Consider the following 20258-nt stretch of genomic DNA (forward strand, 5'->3'; position numbering starts at 1 on the left):
CGCCCTCACGCCGTGCCCGTCCAGAGCCCGTCCGGCGGCGCGAGGACAGGCCGAGGACGGCGGGCGTCGTTTTCCCGCACCACGGCCCCGATGGTAGTCCGTCGGTGTTCATGGCGTTGCCCGGAGCCACCCCCGTGCGGCGCCGTGCGGGCGGCGGTTCAGGTCGTCACGTGGTCCCGCCCCGGGACGGACGCGGCGCTGAGCGGGGCCAGCAGGTCGACGGGTTTCGGGCCGCAGAGGGAGTACAGGGCGCTGGCCTTGATCCCGAGCGCCGTGGACGCCTCGCCGGTCGCGGTGTAGACGACGCCGTGCGCGTGGAGCCCGTCCACGAGGTCGCGGTCGATCAGCAGCGGCATCGACTCGGGCAGCAGCAGCGGGCAGACGAGGCCGGCGGCGTACTCGGTGACGGCGTTGACCACGTCCGCGTGCGCGGGCCGGACGCCGCGGGCGCCCACACCCAGCCGCACCGCCTCGGCGGACGGCCGCCGCCCCGCCGGGACGATCACCCCGGCCAGGAACGGGCGGCCCCGGTGGGCGCCCTCGCAGGAGTAGACGCGCGTCACCAGGCACCGCTCCGGCGGCAGGCCGAGCGCCCTGGGCAGTTCGTCGGCCCGGGACATCGCGAGGGGCAGCCGCACGATCTCGTGCGCCGTCTCCCAACCGAGAAGCGCGCGGTGGATGGTGAGAGCGTCCTTCATGTTCGGCTCCATCCCGCGGGGACGCGTCCCCGCTCACCCCCCGGAACTGGTTTCCCTACGGCCCCGTGCGTCACCACACTCTGCGGGGGAAGAACCCCACATACCCGGAGCGGCCGGTCTCATCCCTGCCGCGCGGCACGCGAACCCTCGCGACGCGCCTCAACCGCACGTGCGGCGGACCGTGGCCCTTATGGATCCCGCTACCGTTGTCGTACGGGAGGCTCACCGGGTCGCGCAGGTCGTCGTCGGGGTGCCCGAAACGTAACCCGGGGATCGCGGCATGTGAAGAGCCGCGTCCTGCTTCGGCCCCGAAAAGACTCCCGTGCGGACCCCGGCGCTCGCCAGAAAGTCCTTTGTCAGTCCGTCAACCAAGGAAATACGCTCGATGGCCGTGCCTGACCAGAACGTGACCCCAGAGCCCTCGCGGCACACCGCGATCGCCGAGCTGCTGCGCGGGATCGCGCCCGTCGCCGACGAGCTCGGCACCCGCTTCGCGGCGGCCGGTCACGAGCTGGCGCTGGTCGGCGGGCCCGTCCGGGACGCGCTGCTGCGCCGTCCGACCAAGGACGTGGACCTGACCACCGACGCCCCGCCCGAGCGCACCCTGGAGATCATCCGCGGCTGGGCGGACGCGCACTGGACGATCGGCATCGAGTTCGGCACGGTCGGCCTGCGCAAGAACGGCGTCGAGCTGGAGATCACCACCTACCGCAGCGAGTCCTACGACCCGAAGTCCCGCAAGCCGGAGGTGTCCTACGGGACGTCCCTGGTGGAGGACCTGCGCCGCCGCGACTTCGCCGTCAACGCGATGGCGGCGCGGCTGCCCGGGCACGACTTCGTCGACCCGTTCGGCGGCCTGGCCGACCTGCAGCGCAAGGTCCTGCGGACGCCCGGCCGGCCGGAGGACTCCTTCAGCGACGACCCGCTGCGGATGATGCGCGCCGCCCGGTTCGCCTCCCAGCTCGGCTTCACCGTCGCGCCCGACGTCGTCCGCGCGATGAAGGACATGGCGGACCGCATCGAGATCGTGTCGGCCGAACGCGTCCGCGACGAGCTGTCCAAGCTCATCTGCGGCCGGTACCCGAGGGAGGGCCTGGCGCTCCTCGTCGAGACGGGCCTCGCCGCGCACGTGCTGCCCGAGCTGCCGAAGCTGCGGTTGGAGATCGACGAGCACCACCGGCACAAGGACGTCTACGAGCACTCGCTGATCGTCCTGGAGCAGGCGATCGCGCAGGAGGAGGACGGCCCCGACCTCGTCCTGCGGCTCGCGGCGCTGCTGCACGACATCGGCAAGCCCCGGACCCGCCGGTTCGAGGCGGGCGGCCGGGTCTCCTTCCACCACCACGAGGTCGTCGGCGCGAAGATGACCCGCAAGCGGCTGACCGCGCTGCGCTACCCGAAGGACGTCATCTCCAACGTGTCCCGCCTCGTGGAGCTGCACCTGCGCTTCCACGGCTACGGCACCGGCGAGTGGACCGACTCCGCCGTCCGCCGGTACGTCCGCGACGCGGGGCCGCTCCTCACCCGCCTGCACAAGCTGACCCGCGCCGACTGCACCACCCGCAACAAGCGCAAGGCCGACCGGCTGCGCCGCACCTACGACGACCTGGAGGTGCGGATCGAGCGGCTGGCGGAGGAGGAGGAGCTGGCCGCGATCCGCCCGGAGATCGACGGCAACGAGATCCAGGAGATCCTCGGCATCACCCCCGGCCCCCTCGTCGGCCGCGCCTACACGTTCCTCCTCGAACTGCGCCTGGACCGCGGCATGATCGGCAAGGAGGCCGCGGCGGAGGAACTGCGCCGCTGGGCCGCCGCCGAGGGCGTCGGCGCGCCCGCCGACGAGGGGAAGAGCGAGTGATCCCGCTGCAGCTGGGGCGGATGAGCCCCCGCGAGACCGAGCGGATGCTGGAGTTCGACCGGGAGCACGTCTGGCACCCCTACGCGCCGATGCCCGCGACGGCGCAGGCGCTGCCGGTCGTGTCGGCGGACGGGGTGCGGCTGACCCTCGCGGACGGCACCGAGCTGATCGACGGCATGTCCTCCTGGTGGGCGGCCGTGCACGGCTACAACCACCCGAAGCTGAACGCCGCCGTCACCGGGCAGCTCGGCAAGATGGCGCACGTCATGTTCGGCGGGCTCACGCACCCGCCCGCCGTCCGGCTCGCCGAGCGCCTCGTCGAGATCACCCCCGAGCCGCTGACCAAGGTGTTCTTCGCCGACTCCGGGTCCGTCGGGGTCGAGGTCGCGATCAAGATGGCGCTGCAGTTCTGGCGGTCGCAGGGACGTCCGGAACGGCGCCGGCTCCTCACCGTCCGGGGCGGCTACCACGGCGACACGTTCGGCGACATGGCGGTCTGCGACCCGGTGAACGGGATGCACCACATGTTCGCCGACGTCCTCGCCCAGCACGTGTTCGCGTCCCCGCCCCCGCTCGGCTACACGACCGAACCCGACGAGACGTACCTGGACGAGCTGGCGGAACTGGCCGCCGAGCACGCGGGCGAACTCGCCGCGATCATCGCGGAGCCGATCGTCCAGGGCGCCGGCGGCATGCGCTTCTACGCCCCCGAGTACCTGCGCGCCCTCCGCGACATCGCCGACGAGCACGGCCTGCTGCTCGTCCTGGACGAGATCGCCACGGGGTTCGGCCGGACGGGCGAGCTGTGGGGCTGCGACCACGCCGAGGTCGTCCCCGACATCATGTGCCTCGGCAAGGCGCTGACCGGCGGCTACATGACGATGGCGGCGACGCTGTGCACCGACCGCGTCGCCCACGGCATCACCTCCGGTGAGGCGGGCGTCCTGATGCACGGGCCCACCTACATGGCCAGCCCGCTGGCCGCCGCGGTCGCGTCCGCGTCCATCGACCTGCTGCTCGCGCGCGACTGGCGGGACGAGGTCGACGGCATCGAGGCGGTCCTGACCAGCGAGCTCGAAGGGGCCGCGGAGTTCCCCGGGGTGGCGGACGTCCGGGTCCTCGGCGCGATCGGCGTGGTGGAGGCGCGCGAGCCGGTGGACGTCCCGTCCGTCCAGGAGATCGCCATGGCGCACGGCGTCTGGCTGCGCCCCTTCGGCAAGCTCGTCTACACGATGCCGCCGTACGTCTGCACGGAAGACGAGGTGCACCACATCGCCGCCGCCCTCCACGCCATAGCGGAGTCGCTCTAACCCACGGCGGGCGCGGTCCGCCGTATGCGGGAGGCGACCGTCCGGTAGGCGACGGCGCCCGCCGCGTAGGCCGCGACGACCGCCAGGAGGGTGAGGTCGGCGCGCCCGTCCGCGGGCAGCCAGGTCGCGGCAGCGGCGGCGGCAGCGGCGAACGTCGCGTTGAACAGCATGTCGTAGACGGCGAAGACCCGCCCCCGGTAGGCGTCGTCGATCGTCTCCTGCAGCGTCGTGTCGACGCACAGCTTCACGCCCTGCGACACGACGCCGAGCAGGAAGGCGCCGGCCGCCCAGGGACGCTCCGCGAACGGCATCCCGAGGACCAGCAGGCCCAGCGCCGCCCCGCCGAGCTGCCACGCCACCCACGCCTGCTTGCTGATCCGCCGCACCACCGGCGGCGTGATCAGCGCCGCCGCGAAGTACCCGGCGCCGGACACCCCCAGCATCAGCGCGAACGTCTCCAGCCCCCGGTCGGGGTCGCCCGCGAAATGGTTCCGGCACAGCAGCAGCGTCATGATCAGCACGACGCCGTACAGGAACCGGTGAAACGAGATCGCGCCCAGCGCCAGCGCCGCCTGCGGCCGCCGCGCGATATGCCGCCCCCCGTCCACAAGCCCACCCAGAACCCCCCGGATCACCTCGACGATCCGAGGCGTGTCCGACACGTCGTCCGCTGCGGCGCCCTCGTCCGCCCGATGGGGACCGAGCAGCCCCTTCGGCAGCGTCGTCGCGATCAGCCCGGCCAGCAGGAACAGCGCCGCCGCCGCCACGAGGATCAGCGCCGTCCCGTCGTGCCCGGCGCCGAACACGCGCCGGAGCCCGTAACCGGCGCCCGCCCCGGCGAACGCGATGACCGTCCCGGACGTGACGCTGAACGCGTTCGCCGTGACCAACTGGTCACGCCGGACGACGTGCGGGAGCGCCGCCGACAGCGCCGCGAGGAAGAACCGGTTCACGCCCAGCACGACGAGCACGCCGAGAAAGAAGCCGAGCCCGTCCTGCCCGGCGGCCACCAGCCCGGCCACGAGCAGCACGAGCACCGCCCGCAGGACCGGCGTCCACACGAGGATCTGCCGCCGCCGCCACCGGTCGATGAACACCCCGGCGAACGGCCCCAGCGCCGAATAGGGCAGCAGCGTCACCGCGAACGCGGCCGCCGCCTTGGCCGCCGTCGCCTGCCGCTCGGGCGAGAAGAACACGTACCCCGCCAGCGCCACCTGGAACAAGCCGTCCGTCAGCTGCGACGCCAGCCGCGTCCCGTAAAGCCGCCGAAAATCCCGCCCCCGCAGAATCCCCCGCAACACCCCAGCCCGCATCCGATCAGAGTATGTGGTGTTCAAGCGGTTTTTAAGGCAGTGTCCACGGCGCAGACCTCAGCCACCGGCAGGAGGGCCGCGCCGACCTCAGCCGATGGAGCAACCACGCGACGACCTCAATGCCCGCGATCGCGTCCGAAGGCAGATTCAAGCGAAGCAAGAATCTGATCGCGCAGCGAGCCGCAAGGCGAGCCGGAGCGATGCCAGCGATCGCCCGCGTAGTTGTGGGGGGCGGGGCGCCCAGCGCCCCGCCCCCCACAACTACGCAAGAAAAACACGCGTGTAGTCGTAGCCGGCTGTGGTGGGGAGGAAGAAGGCGCCGTGGACTCGGGTGGAGCGGTAGGTGGTCTGGGCGCGGTCGAGGAGGGGGACGATGGCGGCGTCTTCCATGATCTTCTGGTCGGCCTGCTGCCAGTAGCCGGCGGCGTGCTGGGCGTCGGGGGCGGTGAGGGCGGCGTCGATGAGGGCATTGACCTGCGGGTTGTCGTAGCCGCCGTAGTTGGTGGAGTTGGGGCCGTAGGTGCGGCCGTCGAAGAGCGGCTGGATGATCGAGCGGCCGTTGTTGCCGTACCAGTCGGGGACCCAGCCGGGGGCGGCGATGTCCCATTTGCCCTCGCGGGCGCGGGCGGGGCTGGACAGGGTGCTGGAGTAGAAGGAGCCGCCCGAGTCGGGGCTGAGTTCCGTCTTGACGCCGCAGGCGTCGAGGTTCTGGGCGATGGACTGGGCGATCAGTTTGTGGACGCTGTTCGTCCGGTACGGGAACTTGAGCGTGATGCCGGGGCGACCCGCGCCGGCCAGCAGGTCGCGGCATTTGGCGGGGTCGCCGGATTCGCCGGGCGTGGGGTAGTGGGCGAGGGCCGCGTAGCCGGAGTTGCCCGGCGGGATCACCGTGTGCAGCGGCCTGGCCACCGACGGCCCGCCGACGATCTTGATGAGGGCGCTGCGGTCGACGGCGTACTCCAGCGCCTGCCGGACCGCCCGGTCGCCGAGCGCGCCGCGGTTGCGGGGGCTGCGCGTGTTGAAGACCAGGTAGGGGCTGTTGTTGGGGGTCTCCCTGATCGCGAAGCGCGGGTCGTCGCGCAGCCGCGGGATCGCCGACGTCGGGACGGGCTGGTCCCATGCGAGGTCGGCGGTGCCCTGTTCGATCTGCTGCTGGACGGTCTCCGGCGAGTCCTGCCCCAGCGTGATCTGGATCTTGGCGACGTGGCGCTCGCGCAGCGGGTCCGAGCCCGCCTGCCACGCCGGGTTGTGGGTGAGGAGGTAGGAGACGCCCGGTTTGTAGTCGGTGATCTGGTACGGGCCGTCGGAGACGGTGTGCCGGCGGAACTCGGCGCTGTCCGGGACGTACCGGTCGTACTCCTGCGGGGCGGCCGCGGCGACCGGCAGCGACAGCAGGTTGAGGAAGTCGCTGGCGGGGCGCTTCAGCTTGAACACGAGGGTCCGCTCGTCCTTGGCGCGGACGCCCTCGAAGCCGTGGTCGCGCTGGTAGGCGGCGATGGCCTTCGCGTCCTTGGCGTTCACGGAGCCGTAGCCGCGGCAGAACGCGTCCATGCCCTTGAGGGTGGTGACGAAGTAGCCCTTGGCGGCGGACGGGGACGCCGGGTTGCACAGCCGTTCGAAGCCGCGGACGAAGTCCTGGGCGGTGACGGGGCGCGCCGGTTCGGTGTTCCACCGCACGCCGTCGCGCAGCCGGACCGTGTACGTGCGGTGGTTCTTGCCGATGTCGCCGTTCTCGCGCGTCGGGATCCGCTCGGCGACGTCGGGCCGCACGGGGACCGTCTCCTGGAAGTCGTTGGACGCGCGGTTCCCGAACAGCGTCCGGGCGAACGTGCGGACGAGCCCGTACGCGCCGACGCTGGCCACGGACGCGGGGTCGAGGTGCTCGACGTCGGACGAGCCGACGACCCGCAGTGTGCCGCCCTGGCGGGACGCGCCCTCCGCCGAGGCGCCGTCACCGCCTCCGGCGCATGCGGCGAGCCCCATCACGAGGCCCGCCAGCCCCGCCGTCACCTTGATCATTTCGCGTGCCGCCACGGTGTCACCTCACTGACTCAGAGCCTGGCGCGCTAGTCACCGGCGGTGTCACAGTAGGGCCAGAGCGTGACAAAGAGCCGGTACATCACCGTTTCTCTACAGAAGTAAGGACGCCCTGACAGCGGAATGTCCACTGTCAGGGCGTCCTTGGAGAACTTTGTGATCAGGCTCTCAACGGCGGGTGAACCGCGTCCCGGCCGGGATGCGAGGGGCCGACCCCCGGATGGGGGAACGCCGACCCGCGGGCCTGGCCCGCCGGTCTCAGCGCTCGATCTCGCCGCGGATGAACTTCTCCACCGCGTCGTGCGCCTGGTCGTCGTTGTACTGCTCCGGCGGCGACTTCATGAAGTAGGAGCTGGCCGACAGGATCGGGCCGCCGATGCCGCGGTCCTTGGCGATCTTGGCGGCGCGGACGGCGTCGATGATGACGCCGGCGGAGTTCGGGGAGTCCCAGACCTCCAGCTTGTACTCCAGGTTGAGGGGCGTGTCGCCGAAGGAGCGGCCCTCAAGCCGGACGTAGGCCCACTTGCGGTCGTCCAGCCACGGCACGTGGTCGGACGGGCCGATGTGCACGTCGGCCTTGGCCATCTCGTGCGGGATCTGCGAGGTGACCGACTGCGTCTTGGAGATCTTCTTGGACTGGAGCCGCTTGCGCTCCAGCATGTTCATGAAGTCCATGTTGCCGCCGAAGTTGAGCTGGTACGTGCGCAGCAGCTCGACGCCGCGGTCCTCGAAGAGGCGGGCCATGACGCGGTGCGTGATGGTGGCGCCCACCTGCGACTTGATGTCGTCGCCGACGATCGGCACGCCCGCGTCGACGAACTTCTGCGCCCACTCGGGGTCGCTGGCGATGAACACCGGCAGCGCGTTCACGAACGCGACCTTGGCGTCGATCGCGCACTGGGCGTAGAAGCGGTCGGCCTCCTCGGAGCCCACCGGCAGGTACGACACCAGGACGTCGACCTCGGCGTCCTTCAGCGCCTGCACGACGTCGACCGGCTCGGCGTCGGACTCCTCGACCATGTCCAGGTAGTACTCGCCAAGGCCGTCGAAGGTGTGCCCGCGCTGGACGGTCACCCCGGTGGGGGGCACGTCGGCGAACTTGATGGTGTTGTTCTCGCTGGCGTGGATGGCCTCGGACAGGTCCATCCCGACCTTCTTGGCGTCCACGTCGAACGCCGCCACGAACTCGACGTCGCCGACGTGGTACTCGCCGAACTGGACGTGCATCAGGCCGGGGACTCGCATGTCGGGGGCCGCGTCCTTGTAGAACTCGACGCCCTGGACGAGTGAAGAGGCGCAGTTGCCCACACCCACGATGGCTACGCGCACCGAACTCATCCGGTCGCTCCTTCTCTGCTGTTGCGGAACATGTGGTGGAGTCACCCGCCCCCGAAGGCGCCGGGCCACTGCTCAGCGGCCCTCGTCCCGAGGCATGTCCTGGTCAATTCGCTTAGCTGACTGTGCTTGCTGTTCCTGCTCGGCCCGCTCCCGCCCGATGAGCTCGTTGAGCCATCGGACCTCGCGCTCGACGGACTCCAGACCGTGGTTCTGCAGTTCCAGGGTGTAGGAGTCGACTCGCTCGCGGGTTCGCGCCAGGGCGGCGCGAACGCTCTCCAGGCGTTCCTCCAGCCGGCTGCGCCGGCCTTCGAGGATCCGCAGCCGGACGTCGGCGCGGGTGTGCGAGAAGAAGGCGAAGTGCACGCCGAACCCCTCGTCCTCCCACGAAGCCGGGCCGGCCTCGGTGAGGAGCAGTTGCAGGCGCTCCTTGCCGTCGGCGGTGAGCTTGTAGACGATCTTCGATCGGCGGCTCTGCAGCGCCAGCGCCGCGTTCGGCTCCTCCGGCCGGTCCTCCATGATCAGCCCGTTGGCCAGGAGCTGCTTGAGGCACGGGTAGAGCGAGCCGTACGAGAACGCGCGGAACATGCCCAGCAGGGTGTTGAGCCGCTTGCGCAGCTCGTATCCGTGCATCGGGGACTCGTGCAGCAGCCCGAGCACGGCGAGCTCCAGCACGCCCGCGCCCTTCTTGGCCGCCATCCCGGTCCCTCTTCCGCAGAAGCCGATGTCTCGATCCGATGTATCGAGTGAATGTATCGACTCGATACATCGACAAGATACGTAGCCCGGCTCGTCCTGGCAAGTGGCGATCTACCGGGGACGCCCGGGACGTCCCCGCCGGCCCGTATCGCGAATGTGGCGATTTCAGGGTGTATGGGGTGGAAATGTGTCAAAGTTGCGTCCTGGAACCACCTGGTCGCGTCGCACGACCCCGATTCCGGGACAGCCCGGAACGGCAGCCGAGTGAGGAGGAGCCACCGACCCCTCGGGGGCGCGGACCGGCCGGGGCGTCCTTCGCCGAGCACTCGCTCCCCCCGCTCACCAGCCCGCACAGTACTCTTCGGACGGCGCACGAGCCGCAACAAGGGCCGGGAGCCACCCGGCCCTCGGCAACAACCGTTGTCCCCTGTTGATGAGGTCGCGTGAGTAATCCAAGCCAGCCCCGACCGGAACCTGGGTCGCAGAGGCCGGGCGGGCACCAGAACCCCCGTCCCGGTGACTCCGGCGACCCCGCCCTCCCGGGCGCTCACGGTGAGCCCGCAGGAACGAACCCCGCGGGCTCTCCTGGCGTGCCCCCGAACCCCGCCCCGCCGGGTACGGCGGAAGGGCCCGGTTTCCTAGGCGCTTCGGGTACGAGCCCGGGGCCGTTCGGAGGTCCCGCGCCGGCCGCACCCGCTCCGGGAGGCCCGTCGAGCCCCGTTCCGCCGTCCGCCGGCCGCCACGCCGCTCCAAGCGCGCAGGGCGGACCGGCCGCTCCGGGGAACGCGCTCGTTCCGAGTGGCCAGAGCGGACCAGGCGGACCGCCCGGCCAGGGCGGCTTCGGCGGCAACGGCGGTTTCGGACCCAACGGCCCTGGAGGGCCGGGCGGTTTCGGTGGTCCGGGCGGCAACCCTGGGCCAGGGCAGCCGCCCGGCCCAGGCGGTTTCGGTGGGCCCGGTGGCAACGGCGGGCCCGGCATGGGCAACGCGCCCGGCAACACGCCCCCGGGCGGCTACGGCATGCAGGGCGGGCCCGGTATGGGAGGCGGTCGTCCTGGGATGGGCGGTCCTCCCGGCGGCCCTGCGGCGCCGGGAATGGGTGCGCCGGGACGTCCCGGGTTCCCCAACGCGCCCGGCATGGGACCCGCGGGTGGGCCCGGTGCGGGCGGAATGGGACCGCCCGTAGGGTTCGGGACGCCGGGGACGCCCGGCGCGGCCCCGAAGCCCGGCGTGCGCGAGAAGCTCGGAGAGCTCGGGAAGGCCGGGCAGGACCTCGGCGCGAAGGTGACCGCGAAGTTCCGCGGCGGCGGTGTGCGCGCGGCCAACCGCACCGGCGGCCCGGGCGGCCCCGGCGGACCTGCCGGACCCGGTGGACCCGGTGGTCCGGGTGGCCCCGGCGGGCCCGGACGGCACGGGCAGCCCGGCAAGAAGGGCTTCCTCGGGCACCTGCGGTCCCGCGAGACGGGCTGGCGGCGCTTCATCCCGTCCTGGAAGGTCGTGGGCGGTGTCTGCGGGCTCGGCCTCGCGGCGTTCGTCACGCTGATCTGGGTCGCCTACGCCAACACCCCGACCCCGAAGGAACCGACGGTCGCGGGCGTCGAGGACCAGGCGTCGATCTTCTACTACACCGACGGCACCGAGATCGGCCGGATCGGCAAGAAGCGGCAGAGCGTCGAGCTGGCCAAGGTCCCGCCGAACGTCCAGAACGCGGTGCTGGCGGCGGAGAACCGCAGCTTCCGCACCGACCCGGGTTTCTCGATCAAGGGGACGACGCGGGCGGTGTGGGACAACCTGACCGGCGGGTCGGGCGGCGGTTCCACGATCACCCAGCAGCTCGCGAAGAACTACTACTCCGACCCGAACAACCGGACGGTCAGCCGGAAGTTCCAGGAGCTGTTCATCTCGCTGAAGCTGGAGGACGAGCACTCCAAGGACGAGATCCTCAGGCTCTACCTGAACACGATCTACTTCGGCCGCGACACCTACGGCATCCAGGCGGCGTCCCGCGAGTACTTCGGGACGGACGTGTGGAAGCTGCGCCCCGACCAGGCGGCCCTCCTCGGCGGCATCATCCAGAACCCCAACCGGGACCCGGGCGACAAGGGCAGCCAGGCGTGGGCGACCGCCAGGTACCAGTACACGCTCAACGGCATGGTCTCGATGGGCAAGCTCAGCCGGGCCGAGGCCGACAAGTACATCAAGCAGGGCCCGCCCAAGATCCGCAAGGCGGGCACCAGCGACCAGCTCTACGGCGGCCAGCGGGGCTACATGCTGATGCGCGCCAAGCTGGAGCTCGGCCGGCTGGACGTCGACACCAAGGAGCTGACGACCCAGGGCCTGCGGGTCTACACGACGTTCGACCGCAAGAAGATGGCGATGGCCAAGCGTGCGGCCGAGCACACCGTCCCGCAGGTGAACCCGAAGAAGCTCGCGAAGAAGAAGATCCGGGTCGGGCTGGTGTCGGTGAACTCCGCGAACGGCGAGGTCGTCGCGTTCTACGGCGGTCCCGACTACCTGAACCAGTCCTTCGACAACGTGTGGCAGGGCTCGGCGCAGGCCGGGTCGGCGATGAAGCCGTACGTGCTCGCGACGGCGCTGAAGCAGAACTACAGCCTGAAGAGCCTCGTCGAGGGACGGTCGAAGACGCCGATCGGCCCGGACGGCAGCGTGGTGTCCAAGGACGACCCGAACGCCGTGATCGTCCCGAACAGCCACAACGTGGGCCCGGCGATCAACCTGATCACCGCGACGAAGGACTCGGTCAACACCGCGTTCATCCAGCTGATGGGCAAGGTCGGCATCGAGGAGGCGATGAAGACCGAGACGGACGCCGGCATCGCGTCCGACCTGCTGGAACCGCACAAGTGCTGCCTGAACCTCGCGCTGGGCGTCAACAACATCCGGCCGATCGAGCAGGCGGCGGGGTACGCGGTGTTCGCCAACGGCGGGATGTACCACCAGCCGCACGTGATCCGCGTGGTCAAGAAGTCGGACGGCAAGACGGTGCGGCTGCGGCCGAACTACGAGAAGCACCGCGTCTTCAGCCCGAAGGTCGCCGCGGACGCGACGTACGCGATGCAGCAGGTCATCAAGGGCGGCACCGCGACGGCGGCGGCGCTGCCGGACGGGCGCCAGGCCGCGGGCAAGACGGGTACGACGGACCGCAACGTCTCGTCGTGGTTCGTCGGGTACGTCCCGCAGGTCTCGACCGCCGTGACGATCTACAACGACGCGGTGGGGCCGGACGGCAAGAAGAAGTCGGTGATCCTGCCGCAGATCGGCGAGGTGGAGGGCGGCACGATCCCCGCCCGCATCTGGCGGTCCTACATGGCGAACGCGGTGCAGGGCATGGACGCGCAGGCGTTCCCGCCGCCCGCGTGGGCCGGGATCGTGCAGAAGTGGGCCAAGCCGCCTGAGAAGAAGAAAAAGGACGACGAGGGCAAGCCGCCGTGGTGCAACACCCCGGTCGGCAAGTTCGACCCGCGCTGCCAGGACGACGGCGGTGATGGCGGCAACGGCAAGCCGTGCCAGTCCCCCTTCCAGAACGGCAACTGCGACCCGAACAAGCCGCCGAGCAATCCGCCGCCGCGGTGGTGGTGCCAGATGCACCAGGGCGATTCCGCCTGCCGGGGCCGCAGGGGCCGCGGCGCCCAGGCCGAGACCGAGAGCCTGAGGCCGCTGCTGCCACTGGCGAGGCCGCCCGAATGAACCCGCCGGCCACGCGAACCGAACCGTCCACTGGAGATGGGGTGTGACATGGAGCATCCTCGCGCAGTGCCGCATGCCGGCGCCCTTGACCGCATGCGCCCATTCGTCCCGATGAAGGCGAGCCTTGCCTCACCGGCCCCCTGCGCACCGGGGGCACAGTACGCTCGGACGACGCAAAGCCGTACCCCAGTTGATGAGGCCGCGTGAGTAACCCAAGCCGATATGGACCGGATTTCGGAGAGGGCTCTGGCCGGAGGGGCTCCCCCCGCCCCGGCTCCTCCGGCATGCCCTCGGGCGGGCAGCGCGGCGCGCCGGGAGGCTCGCCGACGCCGGGCAGGACGCCCCGCCCCGGTGGCAGGCCAGGCGGACGGGCCGGCGGGCCCTCGCGGGCCGGGGCCCCCGGCGGCACGCGGCGCCGCGGCGCGCCCGCGGCGTCGCGGTCGGGTGCGCCCGGCCGTCCCATGCGAGGAGGCCCCGGAGGTCCCCCCGGCGGACCGGGTGGTCCCGGAGGGCCGGGCGGACCAGGCGGTCCAGGCGGTCCGGGTGGCCCTGGCGGCCGCGGCGGCGGTTCCGGAGGCGGCGGGGACGACGGCTTCTGGGGTGACGAGGGCCGCGGCGGCGGGCGCGGGCGCGGGCGCGGAGGCGGTCGCCGCCGCGAGCGCAAGCCCGCGGACGAGGCGAACAAGAAGACGGGCTGGCGGCGCTACGTCCCGAACTGGAAGATCACTGTCGCCGTCGTCAGCGTGATGATCCTCGGCCTGGCGACGCTGGTCATCGTCGCCTACGCCAACACCCCGATCCCGACGGAGAAGCAGCAGGCCGCGCTCCGCCAGGAATCGGTGATCACCTACGCGGACGGGTCGACGATGGCCCGCATCGGCACGCACCGCGAGGACATCGCGCTGGCCAAGGTGCCGAAGCACGTCCAGAACGCCGTCCTCGCCGCCGAGGACCGCAACTTCTGGCACGAGCCGGGCATCTCGCCGGTCGGCATCGTGGGCGCGCTGTACCGGGCGGGGACCGGCGGCGGCGCCGCCGGCGCCTCGACGATCACCCAGCAGCTGGCCCGCAACTACTGGGCGAACCTCAGCCAGGACCGCACGGCCAGCCGCAAGCTCAAGGAAATCCTCATCTCCGTCCGGATGGGCAAGGAGATGGACAAGACGCGGGTCCTGGAGCTGTACCTGAACACCGTCCCGTTCGGACGGCACGCCTACGGCATCCAGGCGGCGTCCCGCGCCTACTTCCACAAGCCCGTCACCGAGATCAACGAGTCGCAGGCGGCGATGCTCGCGGCCCTGATCCAGCGGCCGGGCTACTTCGCCACCTACGGACCGGCGTCCAACCCGGCCAAGCAGGCGCTGATCAACCGCTGGAACTACGTCCTCGACGGCATGGTCGAGAAGAACTGGCTCGATTCGGGCAAGCGCGCCCAGGCGAAGTTCCCGCAGACGCAGAAGAACTGGAGCGACGTCCCGGACGACCCGAACTCCGGCTACCTCCAGGACCGCGTCATCAACGAGCTGAAGACGCTCGGCATCGACGAGCAGATGCTGGAGACCGGTGGCCTGAAGATCACCACCACCTTCCGCAAGGACCTGCAGGACTACACGAACAAGGCCGTCTCGCAGATCCGCAAGCAGAACGGCCTGAAGAGCGACATCAAGTTCGGGCTCACGGCGATCGACCCGAAGACGGGCGGGGTGGTGGCCGCCTACGGCGGCACGGACTACCGCAAGCAGCAGTTCGACAACTCGTTCCAGGGCAAGGTGCAGCCGGGTTCGTCGTTCAAGCCGATCGTGCTCGCCACGGCGCTCGACCAGGGCATCAGCCTGCGGACGACGATGGACGGCAGCTACAAGCGGACGATCGGCGGCGCGACCTTCACCAACGACAGCCGTTCGGAGAACGGCGTCTACAACCTCAAGCAGATGACCGCCATGTCGATCAACACGGCGTACGTCGACCTGGGGCAGAAGGTCCAGCTGGCCAACGTCGTGGACATGGCCAAGAAGATGGGCATCCCGGAGAACACCGAGAACCTCTCGAACACCATCACCTCGCTGCCGCTGGGCGTCATCGACGCCAGCCCGGTCACGATGGCGTCGGTCTACTCGACGTTCGCGGCGGGGGGCAAGCACCGCGAGGCCCACGTGATCGCCAAGGTCACCGACAACCGCGGCAAGCCCATCATGAACAACAATCACAAGCTCCTGGAGAAGCTGCCCTGGCAGAAGCCCACGACGGCCTTCGACGAGGGTGTCGCGGCGGACGCCACCAACGCGATGCAGGCGGTCGTCACCAGCGGTACGGGTACCCGCGCGAGCCTCGGCGCCCGTCCGGTCGCCGGTAAGACCGGTACCACCGACGAGAACAAGTCGGCCTGGTTCGTCGGCTACACGCCGGAGCTCGTGACGTCGTCGGCGATGTGGCGGGAGGACAAGAACGGCAACCGCAAGTCGCTGATCGGGGTCGGCAACTACAGCCAGGTCTACGGTGGTACGGTCCCGGCCGAGCTGTTCAAGACCTTCATGCTGAAGGCTCTGGAGGGCAAGGACATCACGCAGTTCCCGCCGCCGGTCAACGGCGGCGAGGTCGCCCCGTGGGCGAAGGCGAAGCCGACTCCCACGGTGTCCCCGACCCCGACGCCGACCAACACCCCGACCTGCCAGCCGGGACAACAGCAGCAGCAGAGGCCGCAGCCCGGCTGCCAGACGGAGTCGCCGAAGCCGACGGACACGCCGACCATCACCCCGCCGGGGACGGACGACGTGCCGTGCAACCAGTACAACATGCCCCTCGGCTGCAACCCCGACCTTCCTCCCACCGGCGACAAGACCTGGTGGTGCGCGAAACCCCAGCACAAGAACGATCCGGCCTGCCGGGAGAACGGCGACCCGACCACCAACAACTAGCGGCACGTCCGCGACGCGACGGCCCGGAGCCCCACGGCTCCGGGCCGTTCCGTTCTTGATCGCCCGCTCCCCGGGGCGAATAGGCTGCTGTCCATGTCGTCGTCCACGGAGAGGCTCACGATGTCCGCCGACAGCGACCGGGCGGACGCCCCCGGGCGGCTGAAGCGGCTCGCGCCGGTGCTGGCCGGGCTCACCGCACTGACGTGCCTTCTCGGCTGGCTGCAGAAGCAGCCCTGCGCCTCGGTGCGGTTCGACTTCCTCAAGACGACGGCGAACGCCTGCTACACCGACGTCTACCCGCTGTACTACGTGCGCGGGCTCAGTGACGGGAAGCTGCCGTACTTCGACACGTTCACCGGCTCCGACATCCGGTACGTGGAGTACCCGGTGCTGAGCGGCGGCTTCATGCAGCTGGTCGCGTGGCTGGTCAAGCCGTTCGGGGTGGACGGGCGCGGCCTCGCGTTCTACAACGTGACCGCCCTGCTCCTTGCCGTCCTCGCGGTCGTCGCCGTCCTCGCCACCGCGTACGCGGCCGGACGCCGCTCGCTGCGCACCGGTCTCATGGTGGCGCTGTCCCCCGCGCTGCTCCTCACCGCCTACATCAACTGGGACCTGCTGGCGGTGGCGCTGTCGGCGCTGGCGCTGGCCGCCTGGTCGGCGCGCCGCCCGGCGCTGGCGGGCGCTCTGCTCGGCCTGGCGATCGCGGCGAAGTTCTATCCGCTGCTGTTCCTCGGGCCGCTCGTCCTGCTGTGCGTCCGGGCCGGCCAGTGGCGTCCCATGGGCCGGATGCTCGCCGGCACCGCCGCCGGGTGGCTGGCGGTGAACCTGCCCGTGATGCTCTTCGCGTGGGACGGGTGGAAGGAGTTCTACACCTTCAGCCAGAAGCGCGGCATCGACTGGGGCTCGATCTTCTTCGTCCTGCAGGACCACGGGCTGGAGAAGCCCGCGTCCGACACCGACCTCCTCAACCTGTTCGGCACGGGGACGTTCCTCGTCCTCGCGGCCGGGATCGCCGTCCTCGCCCTGGCGGCTCCGCGCCGCCCGCGGCTGCCGCAGCTGATGTTCCTCGTGCTGGTCGCGTTCATGCTGCCGAACAAGGTCTGGTCGCCGCAGTACGTCCTGTGGCTGCTGCCGCTGGCGGTGCTGGCGCGGCCGAAGCTGCCGGCCTTCGTCGCCTGGCAGATCGGCGAGATCGCCTACTTCTTCGGCATCTGGTGGTTCCTGCTGTCGGTGTCCGCCCAGACGCAGGGCGCCGACCTGTCCGGGACGCTGTCGGCGGTGCTGAGCCTGGACGCCCCGGACGGCGGGATCAGCAAGGACGTCTACACCCTGGCGCTGCTCGCCCGGTTCGTGACCGTCCTCGTCCTGGCGGCGCTGGTGGTGCGGGACATCCTGGTCCCGTCCGCCGACATCGTGCGTTCGGACGGGGACGACGACCCGGCGGGCGGCGTCCTCGACGGCGCGTCCGACGTGGTGGCGCTGGCACGCCGGCGCGGCGACCACCACGCCGGCGTGCCCCTGCCCACCTGAGTCAGCCGCGCAGGCGCAGCGCGTCGACGAACCACTGGAAGAGCGGCGTCAGCGTCGGCGGGACGGGCCACCCGTTGATGAGGGCGATCAGCTGCCAGTACCGCTCGGTGCGCGGGTCGGTGCCGATCTCCAGCCGGTGGAGCAGGTCGCGCCTGAAGGCGGCGTCGTCGGCGGCGCCCCACGCGTCGGCGTAGGCGCGGACCACGTCGTCGACGACGGGACGCGCCGCGTCCGATCCGGGTTCGATTCCGTCCGCGACGGCCTGCTCCGCCTTCTCCCGAGTCAGCTCGGCGAGGCCGGCGAAGTCCTCCGAGGGCGGCGTCCCCTGCGCGACCTCGGCCGCCTGGAACTCGGCCATCCTGCGCACCGAGGCCCGGAAGCCGGGGTCGCCGACGAGTTCGGCCAGCTCGACCCAGGCGTCGACCTGCTCGGGTTCGGGCTCGTCGGGCAGTTCCGGCAGCGCGGCGCGCATCTTCTCCGCGAAGCCGGGGTGCAGGTCGAGCCCGGCGAAGGACTCGTCGATGAAGTCGGTGATGATCCGGCGCCGCTCCTCGTCGGACAGCCGGGCGAGCCTGTGCATGAGTTCGATCTCCTCTGGGGTCGATCCGCGTCTGGCCACCGCCCGCAGCACGGCCCGGCGCAGCCGGAGCGTGCGGATCTGCACGTCCAGCGCGTCCGCGTGCGCCGCCGCGACCTGCCCGAGGTCGACCTCCCGGTCCAGCAGCCGCCGGACGGTGGCGAGGTCGACGCCGAGGTCCCGTAGCGTCCGCACCAGGTCGAGGCGCGCGGCGGCGTCCGCGTCGTACAGCCGGTAGCCGGCATCGGTACGGCGGGTGGGCGGGACGACACCGGCGTCGGAGTAGAACCGGATCGTCCGCACCGTCAGCCCGGTGCGGCGCGCCAGCTCGCCGATCGTGTAGGTGGTGTCGCCGTCCATGCCCCTCACCCTGCTGCCTCCAGCCGGTGGAGACTCAACCCGGAATCGCACGTTCTCACACCGGACGTGGGAGAGGCCCGTCCGGGCGGGGCCGCCGGGACGGGCCTCGGAGCCCGGAGAGCCTGCTCAGCCCTCGTGGGCCGGGTCGGCGACGGTGGGGGTGGCGCCCTCGCGGCGGGCGCGGCGGACGTCCTGGACGAACTCGCGGGAGAACATCGCCGACAGGGTCGCGACGCCGCCGCGGTGGACGCGGATCTCCCCGTGCCGGACCTCGCCGCAGACGCGGATCGCGCGGCCGTCGCCGTTCTCGCCCGTCCAGTCCTTGACCCGGCCGCGGCCGGTGTAGCGCAGGTCCCAGTGGTCGATCCGGGCGTCCTGCGGGACGAGCAGCTTCACCATCGAGTGGTCGAGGTCGAGCTCGATCTCGATGTCGCCGTCGGGGATCCGCGGCGAGCGCAGGTCGAGCACGACCATGCCGCGGCGGGCGCGGACCTTGAAGCGGCGGCCGGTCGTCCAGTGGCCGAGCTTCTTGACGTTCTCGTAGTGGGCCTGGACGCGGGTCGGCGTGCCGGCGGCGGTGGGCGTGGTGTCCATCTCTGTGTTCCTCTCGGAATCGGGCAACTACCTCGCTCCAAGAGTTGCTCGTCTTATGAGCATCTCTCTATTGGAGAGAATAGAAATCGACGGGATGCGTGTCAAGGGATGCCGGTGCGTCGCGGAACGGCTTCGGCCGTCACGGGGGGGCGCCCCGGGTGGTCGGGGGCGCGGTGTGGCAGGAATCTACCGATCTGGGGGGATTGCAGGCGGGTGTGGGGGAACGGAACGCGGCGGGCGACGCCGGTCGCCCCCGCCCCTCGCGGACCCGCGGGGGAGCGGCGACCGCCGGGAGATGACGTGAACGCGGACCGAGCACTGACCGAGCTGCTCGCCGGACGGCTGAGACCGGGCGTCTACCAGTGGCGGACGCCCCCCGGGCCACGCGCCGTCGGCGACACGGACTGGATGGAGCGCGCCGACGAGGCCGGCTGGCGCGGCTTCTACCTCGACGGACGTCGCGCCAGGGACCGGGACTCGTTCCTGCGGCTGTGCGGCGGCGCGTTCGAACTGCCCGAGGGCGCGGGCGCCGACTGGGACGATCTCGGCGCATGCCTGAGGGACCTGTCGTGGACGCCCGCGAAGCACGGCTACCTGGTGCTCTACGAATCGTGGGCGGAGCTGGCCGACGCCGACCCGGCGTCGCTGCGCGCGGTCCTCGACGTGTTCGGGCGCGCGGTGAGGACCTGGCGGGACACCCCCACCCCCATGACGGTGCTGATGTCGAGCGTCGGCGTGGAGATGGCGGGCGTCCCCCGGCTCGCCTGAGGCGGGACTGGGATCAGTAGGTGCTGGTGGAACCGCTGCTCGCCGCGAACATCGCGATGCCGAGGATGTAGAAGAGCAGGATGAGGAGCCAGCCCGCGGAGATCAGGTAGCCGAGGATCAGGCCGGTGACGGCCATGCCGTGACCGCCCTCGCCCGTCCGTTTGATCTGGCCGAGCGAGACATGCCCGAAGATCACCGCGAGGATGGACGTCAGGCCGCAGGCGACGAAGCCGATCAGGCCGCACACCAGTGAGGCGGTCGCCATCCCGTTGGTCGGCCGCATGGCCGGCATCGCCTGCTGCCCGTAGTAGTGGTGCTGCACGGCCGGGGGCTGGGAGTAGGACTGGGCGTAGGGGTCCTGGGCTCCGTAGCCGTACGGGTCGTAGGGGGGCTGTGCCATGTGCTTCCCGATCGATTTCGCGCGCCCGCCGCCGGAGAGCACGCGTGCGCTGAGGGCTGGTTCCGGATTATGCCAGTGTGACGTGACCTTCGAGTTTTGTCGTCAGGCTGGGTCTACGCGCATTTAGATGCCGCATTCGCCACCGCGGTTCCCGGAC

At 71.0% G+C, this 20258-nt stretch carries 14 protein-coding genes; 6 read left to right on the forward strand and 8 right to left on the reverse strand.

Going from position 1 to position 20258, the window contains the following annotated elements:
- Positions 1-158: 158 nt before the first annotated feature.
- Positions 159-698, reverse strand: a complete 540-nt coding sequence (locus ACQEU6_RS29425; protein WP_499336296.1) for an aminoacyl-tRNA deacylase — start codon at positions 696-698, stop codon at positions 159-161.
- A 385-nt stretch (positions 699-1083) separates the two neighbouring features.
- Between ACQEU6_RS29425 and ACQEU6_RS29430 the strand changes: the two genes are divergently transcribed.
- Positions 1084-2556 (forward strand): CCA tRNA nucleotidyltransferase, encoded by a 1473-nt coding sequence (locus tag ACQEU6_RS29430; protein WP_499336297.1) that lies wholly within the window; start codon positions 1084-1086, stop codon positions 2554-2556.
- Positions 2553-3866 carry an adenosylmethionine--8-amino-7-oxononanoate transaminase gene (locus ACQEU6_RS29435; protein WP_499336298.1) on the forward strand — a complete coding sequence of 438 codons (1314 nt, stop codon included), beginning with the start codon at positions 2553-2555 and terminating at the stop codon, positions 3864-3866. The genes ACQEU6_RS29430 and ACQEU6_RS29435 overlap by 4 nt, the downstream gene beginning before the upstream one ends.
- On the opposite strand, the gene ACQEU6_RS29440 is transcribed toward ACQEU6_RS29435, so the two are convergent.
- The 4 genes from ACQEU6_RS29440 to ACQEU6_RS29455 form a co-directional block, all read right to left on the reverse strand.
- A complete protein-coding gene (locus tag ACQEU6_RS29440) occupies positions 3863-5179 on the reverse strand; it encodes an MFS transporter (protein WP_499336299.1) in 1317 nt (438 codons plus the stop codon). The genes ACQEU6_RS29435 and ACQEU6_RS29440 overlap by 4 nt on opposite strands.
- A 261-nt stretch (positions 5180-5440) precedes the next feature.
- Positions 5441-7213, reverse strand: coding sequence for an ABC transporter substrate-binding protein (locus tag ACQEU6_RS29445; RefSeq protein ID WP_499336300.1), 1773 nt, complete (start codon positions 7211-7213; stop codon positions 5441-5443).
- Between the two features lie 261 nt (positions 7214-7474).
- Positions 7475-8554, reverse strand: coding sequence for an inositol-3-phosphate synthase (locus ACQEU6_RS29450; protein WP_499336301.1), 1080 nt, complete (start codon positions 8552-8554; stop codon positions 7475-7477).
- Between the two features lie 72 nt (positions 8555-8626).
- The gene (locus ACQEU6_RS29455; RefSeq protein ID WP_364415111.1) at positions 8627-9250 is read right to left on the reverse strand and encodes a PadR family transcriptional regulator; all 624 of its coding nucleotides are present in this window, start codon (positions 9248-9250) and stop codon (positions 8627-8629) included.
- Positions 9251-10419: 1169 nt separating this feature from the next.
- Here ACQEU6_RS29455 and ACQEU6_RS29460 point away from each other — a divergent pair.
- From ACQEU6_RS29460 to ACQEU6_RS29470, 3 genes are all read left to right on the forward strand, one after another.
- A complete protein-coding gene (locus tag ACQEU6_RS29460; protein ID WP_499336302.1) occupies positions 10420-12957 on the forward strand; it encodes a transglycosylase domain-containing protein in 2538 nt (845 codons plus the stop codon).
- Positions 12958-13703: 746 nt separating this feature from the next.
- Positions 13704-15872 carry a transglycosylase domain-containing protein gene (locus ACQEU6_RS29465; protein ID WP_499336303.1) on the forward strand — a complete coding sequence of 723 codons (2169 nt, stop codon included), beginning with the start codon at positions 13704-13706 and terminating at the stop codon, positions 15870-15872.
- Positions 15873-15965: 93 nt separating this feature from the next.
- Entirely contained in the window at positions 15966-17402 is a 1437-nt protein-coding gene (locus tag ACQEU6_RS29470) for a glycosyltransferase family 87 protein (RefSeq protein ID WP_499336304.1), read from the forward strand.
- A gap of 1 nt (position 17403) precedes the next feature.
- Here ACQEU6_RS29470 and ACQEU6_RS29475 read toward each other — a convergent pair whose 3' ends face one another.
- Together ACQEU6_RS29475 and ACQEU6_RS29480 are read right to left on the reverse strand one after the other, a co-directional pair.
- A complete protein-coding gene (locus tag ACQEU6_RS29475) occupies positions 17404-18339 on the reverse strand; it encodes a MerR family transcriptional regulator (RefSeq protein ID WP_499336305.1) in 936 nt (311 codons plus the stop codon).
- A gap of 126 nt (positions 18340-18465) precedes the next feature.
- Positions 18466-18933, reverse strand: a complete 468-nt coding sequence (locus ACQEU6_RS29480; protein WP_499336306.1) for a hypothetical protein — start codon at positions 18931-18933, stop codon at positions 18466-18468.
- A 300-nt stretch (positions 18934-19233) separates the two neighbouring features.
- On the opposite strand from ACQEU6_RS29480, the gene ACQEU6_RS29485 reads away from it, so the two are divergent.
- The gene (locus ACQEU6_RS29485) at positions 19234-19701 is read left to right on the forward strand and encodes a barstar family protein (protein WP_499336307.1); all 468 of its coding nucleotides are present in this window, start codon (positions 19234-19236) and stop codon (positions 19699-19701) included.
- 13 nt (positions 19702-19714) lie between these two features.
- Here ACQEU6_RS29485 and ACQEU6_RS29490 read toward each other — a convergent pair whose 3' ends face one another.
- Positions 19715-20101 carry a DUF4190 domain-containing protein gene (locus ACQEU6_RS29490; protein WP_499336308.1) on the reverse strand — a complete coding sequence of 129 codons (387 nt, stop codon included), beginning with the start codon at positions 20099-20101 and terminating at the stop codon, positions 19715-19717.
- Between the last annotated feature and the right edge of the window lie 157 nt (positions 20102-20258).

Origin of the sequence: Spirillospora sp. CA-108201, assembly GCF_050936235.1 — a bacterium.
Taxonomy (GTDB): Bacteria; Actinomycetota; Actinomycetes; order Streptosporangiales; family Streptosporangiaceae; genus Spirillospora.

Bases quoted from the DNA above. Each gene is read 5' to 3' on its own strand.
- ACQEU6_RS29425 (WP_499336296.1), bottom strand. From the start codon at position 698: ATGAAGGACGCTCTCACCATCCACCGCGCGCTTCTCGGTTGGGAGACG.
- ACQEU6_RS29430 (WP_499336297.1), top strand. From the start codon at position 1,084: ATGGCCGTGCCTGACCAGAACGTGACCCCAGAGCCCTCGCGGCACACC.
- ACQEU6_RS29440 (WP_499336299.1), bottom strand. From the start codon at position 5,179: ATGCGGGCTGGGGTGTTGCGGGGGATTCTGCGGGGGCGGGATTTTCGG.
- ACQEU6_RS29450 (WP_499336301.1), bottom strand. From the start codon at position 8,554: ATGAGTTCGGTGCGCGTAGCCATCGTGGGTGTGGGCAACTGCGCCTCT.
- ACQEU6_RS29455 (WP_364415111.1), bottom strand. From the start codon at position 9,250: ATGGCGGCCAAGAAGGGCGCGGGCGTGCTGGAGCTCGCCGTGCTCGGG.
- ACQEU6_RS29460 (WP_499336302.1), top strand. From the start codon at position 10,420: ATGGGACCGCCCGTAGGGTTCGGGACGCCGGGGACGCCCGGCGCGGCC.
- ACQEU6_RS29465 (WP_499336303.1), top strand. From the start codon at position 13,704: ATGATCCTCGGCCTGGCGACGCTGGTCATCGTCGCCTACGCCAACACC.
- ACQEU6_RS29470 (WP_499336304.1), top strand. From the start codon at position 15,966: ATGTCGTCGTCCACGGAGAGGCTCACGATGTCCGCCGACAGCGACCGG.
- ACQEU6_RS29475 (WP_499336305.1), bottom strand. From the start codon at position 18,339: ATGGACGGCGACACCACCTACACGATCGGCGAGCTGGCGCGCCGCACC.
- ACQEU6_RS29480 (WP_499336306.1), bottom strand. From the start codon at position 18,933: ATGGACACCACGCCCACCGCCGCCGGCACGCCGACCCGCGTCCAGGCC.
- ACQEU6_RS29490 (WP_499336308.1), bottom strand. From the start codon at position 20,101: ATGGCACAGCCCCCCTACGACCCGTACGGCTACGGAGCCCAGGACCCC.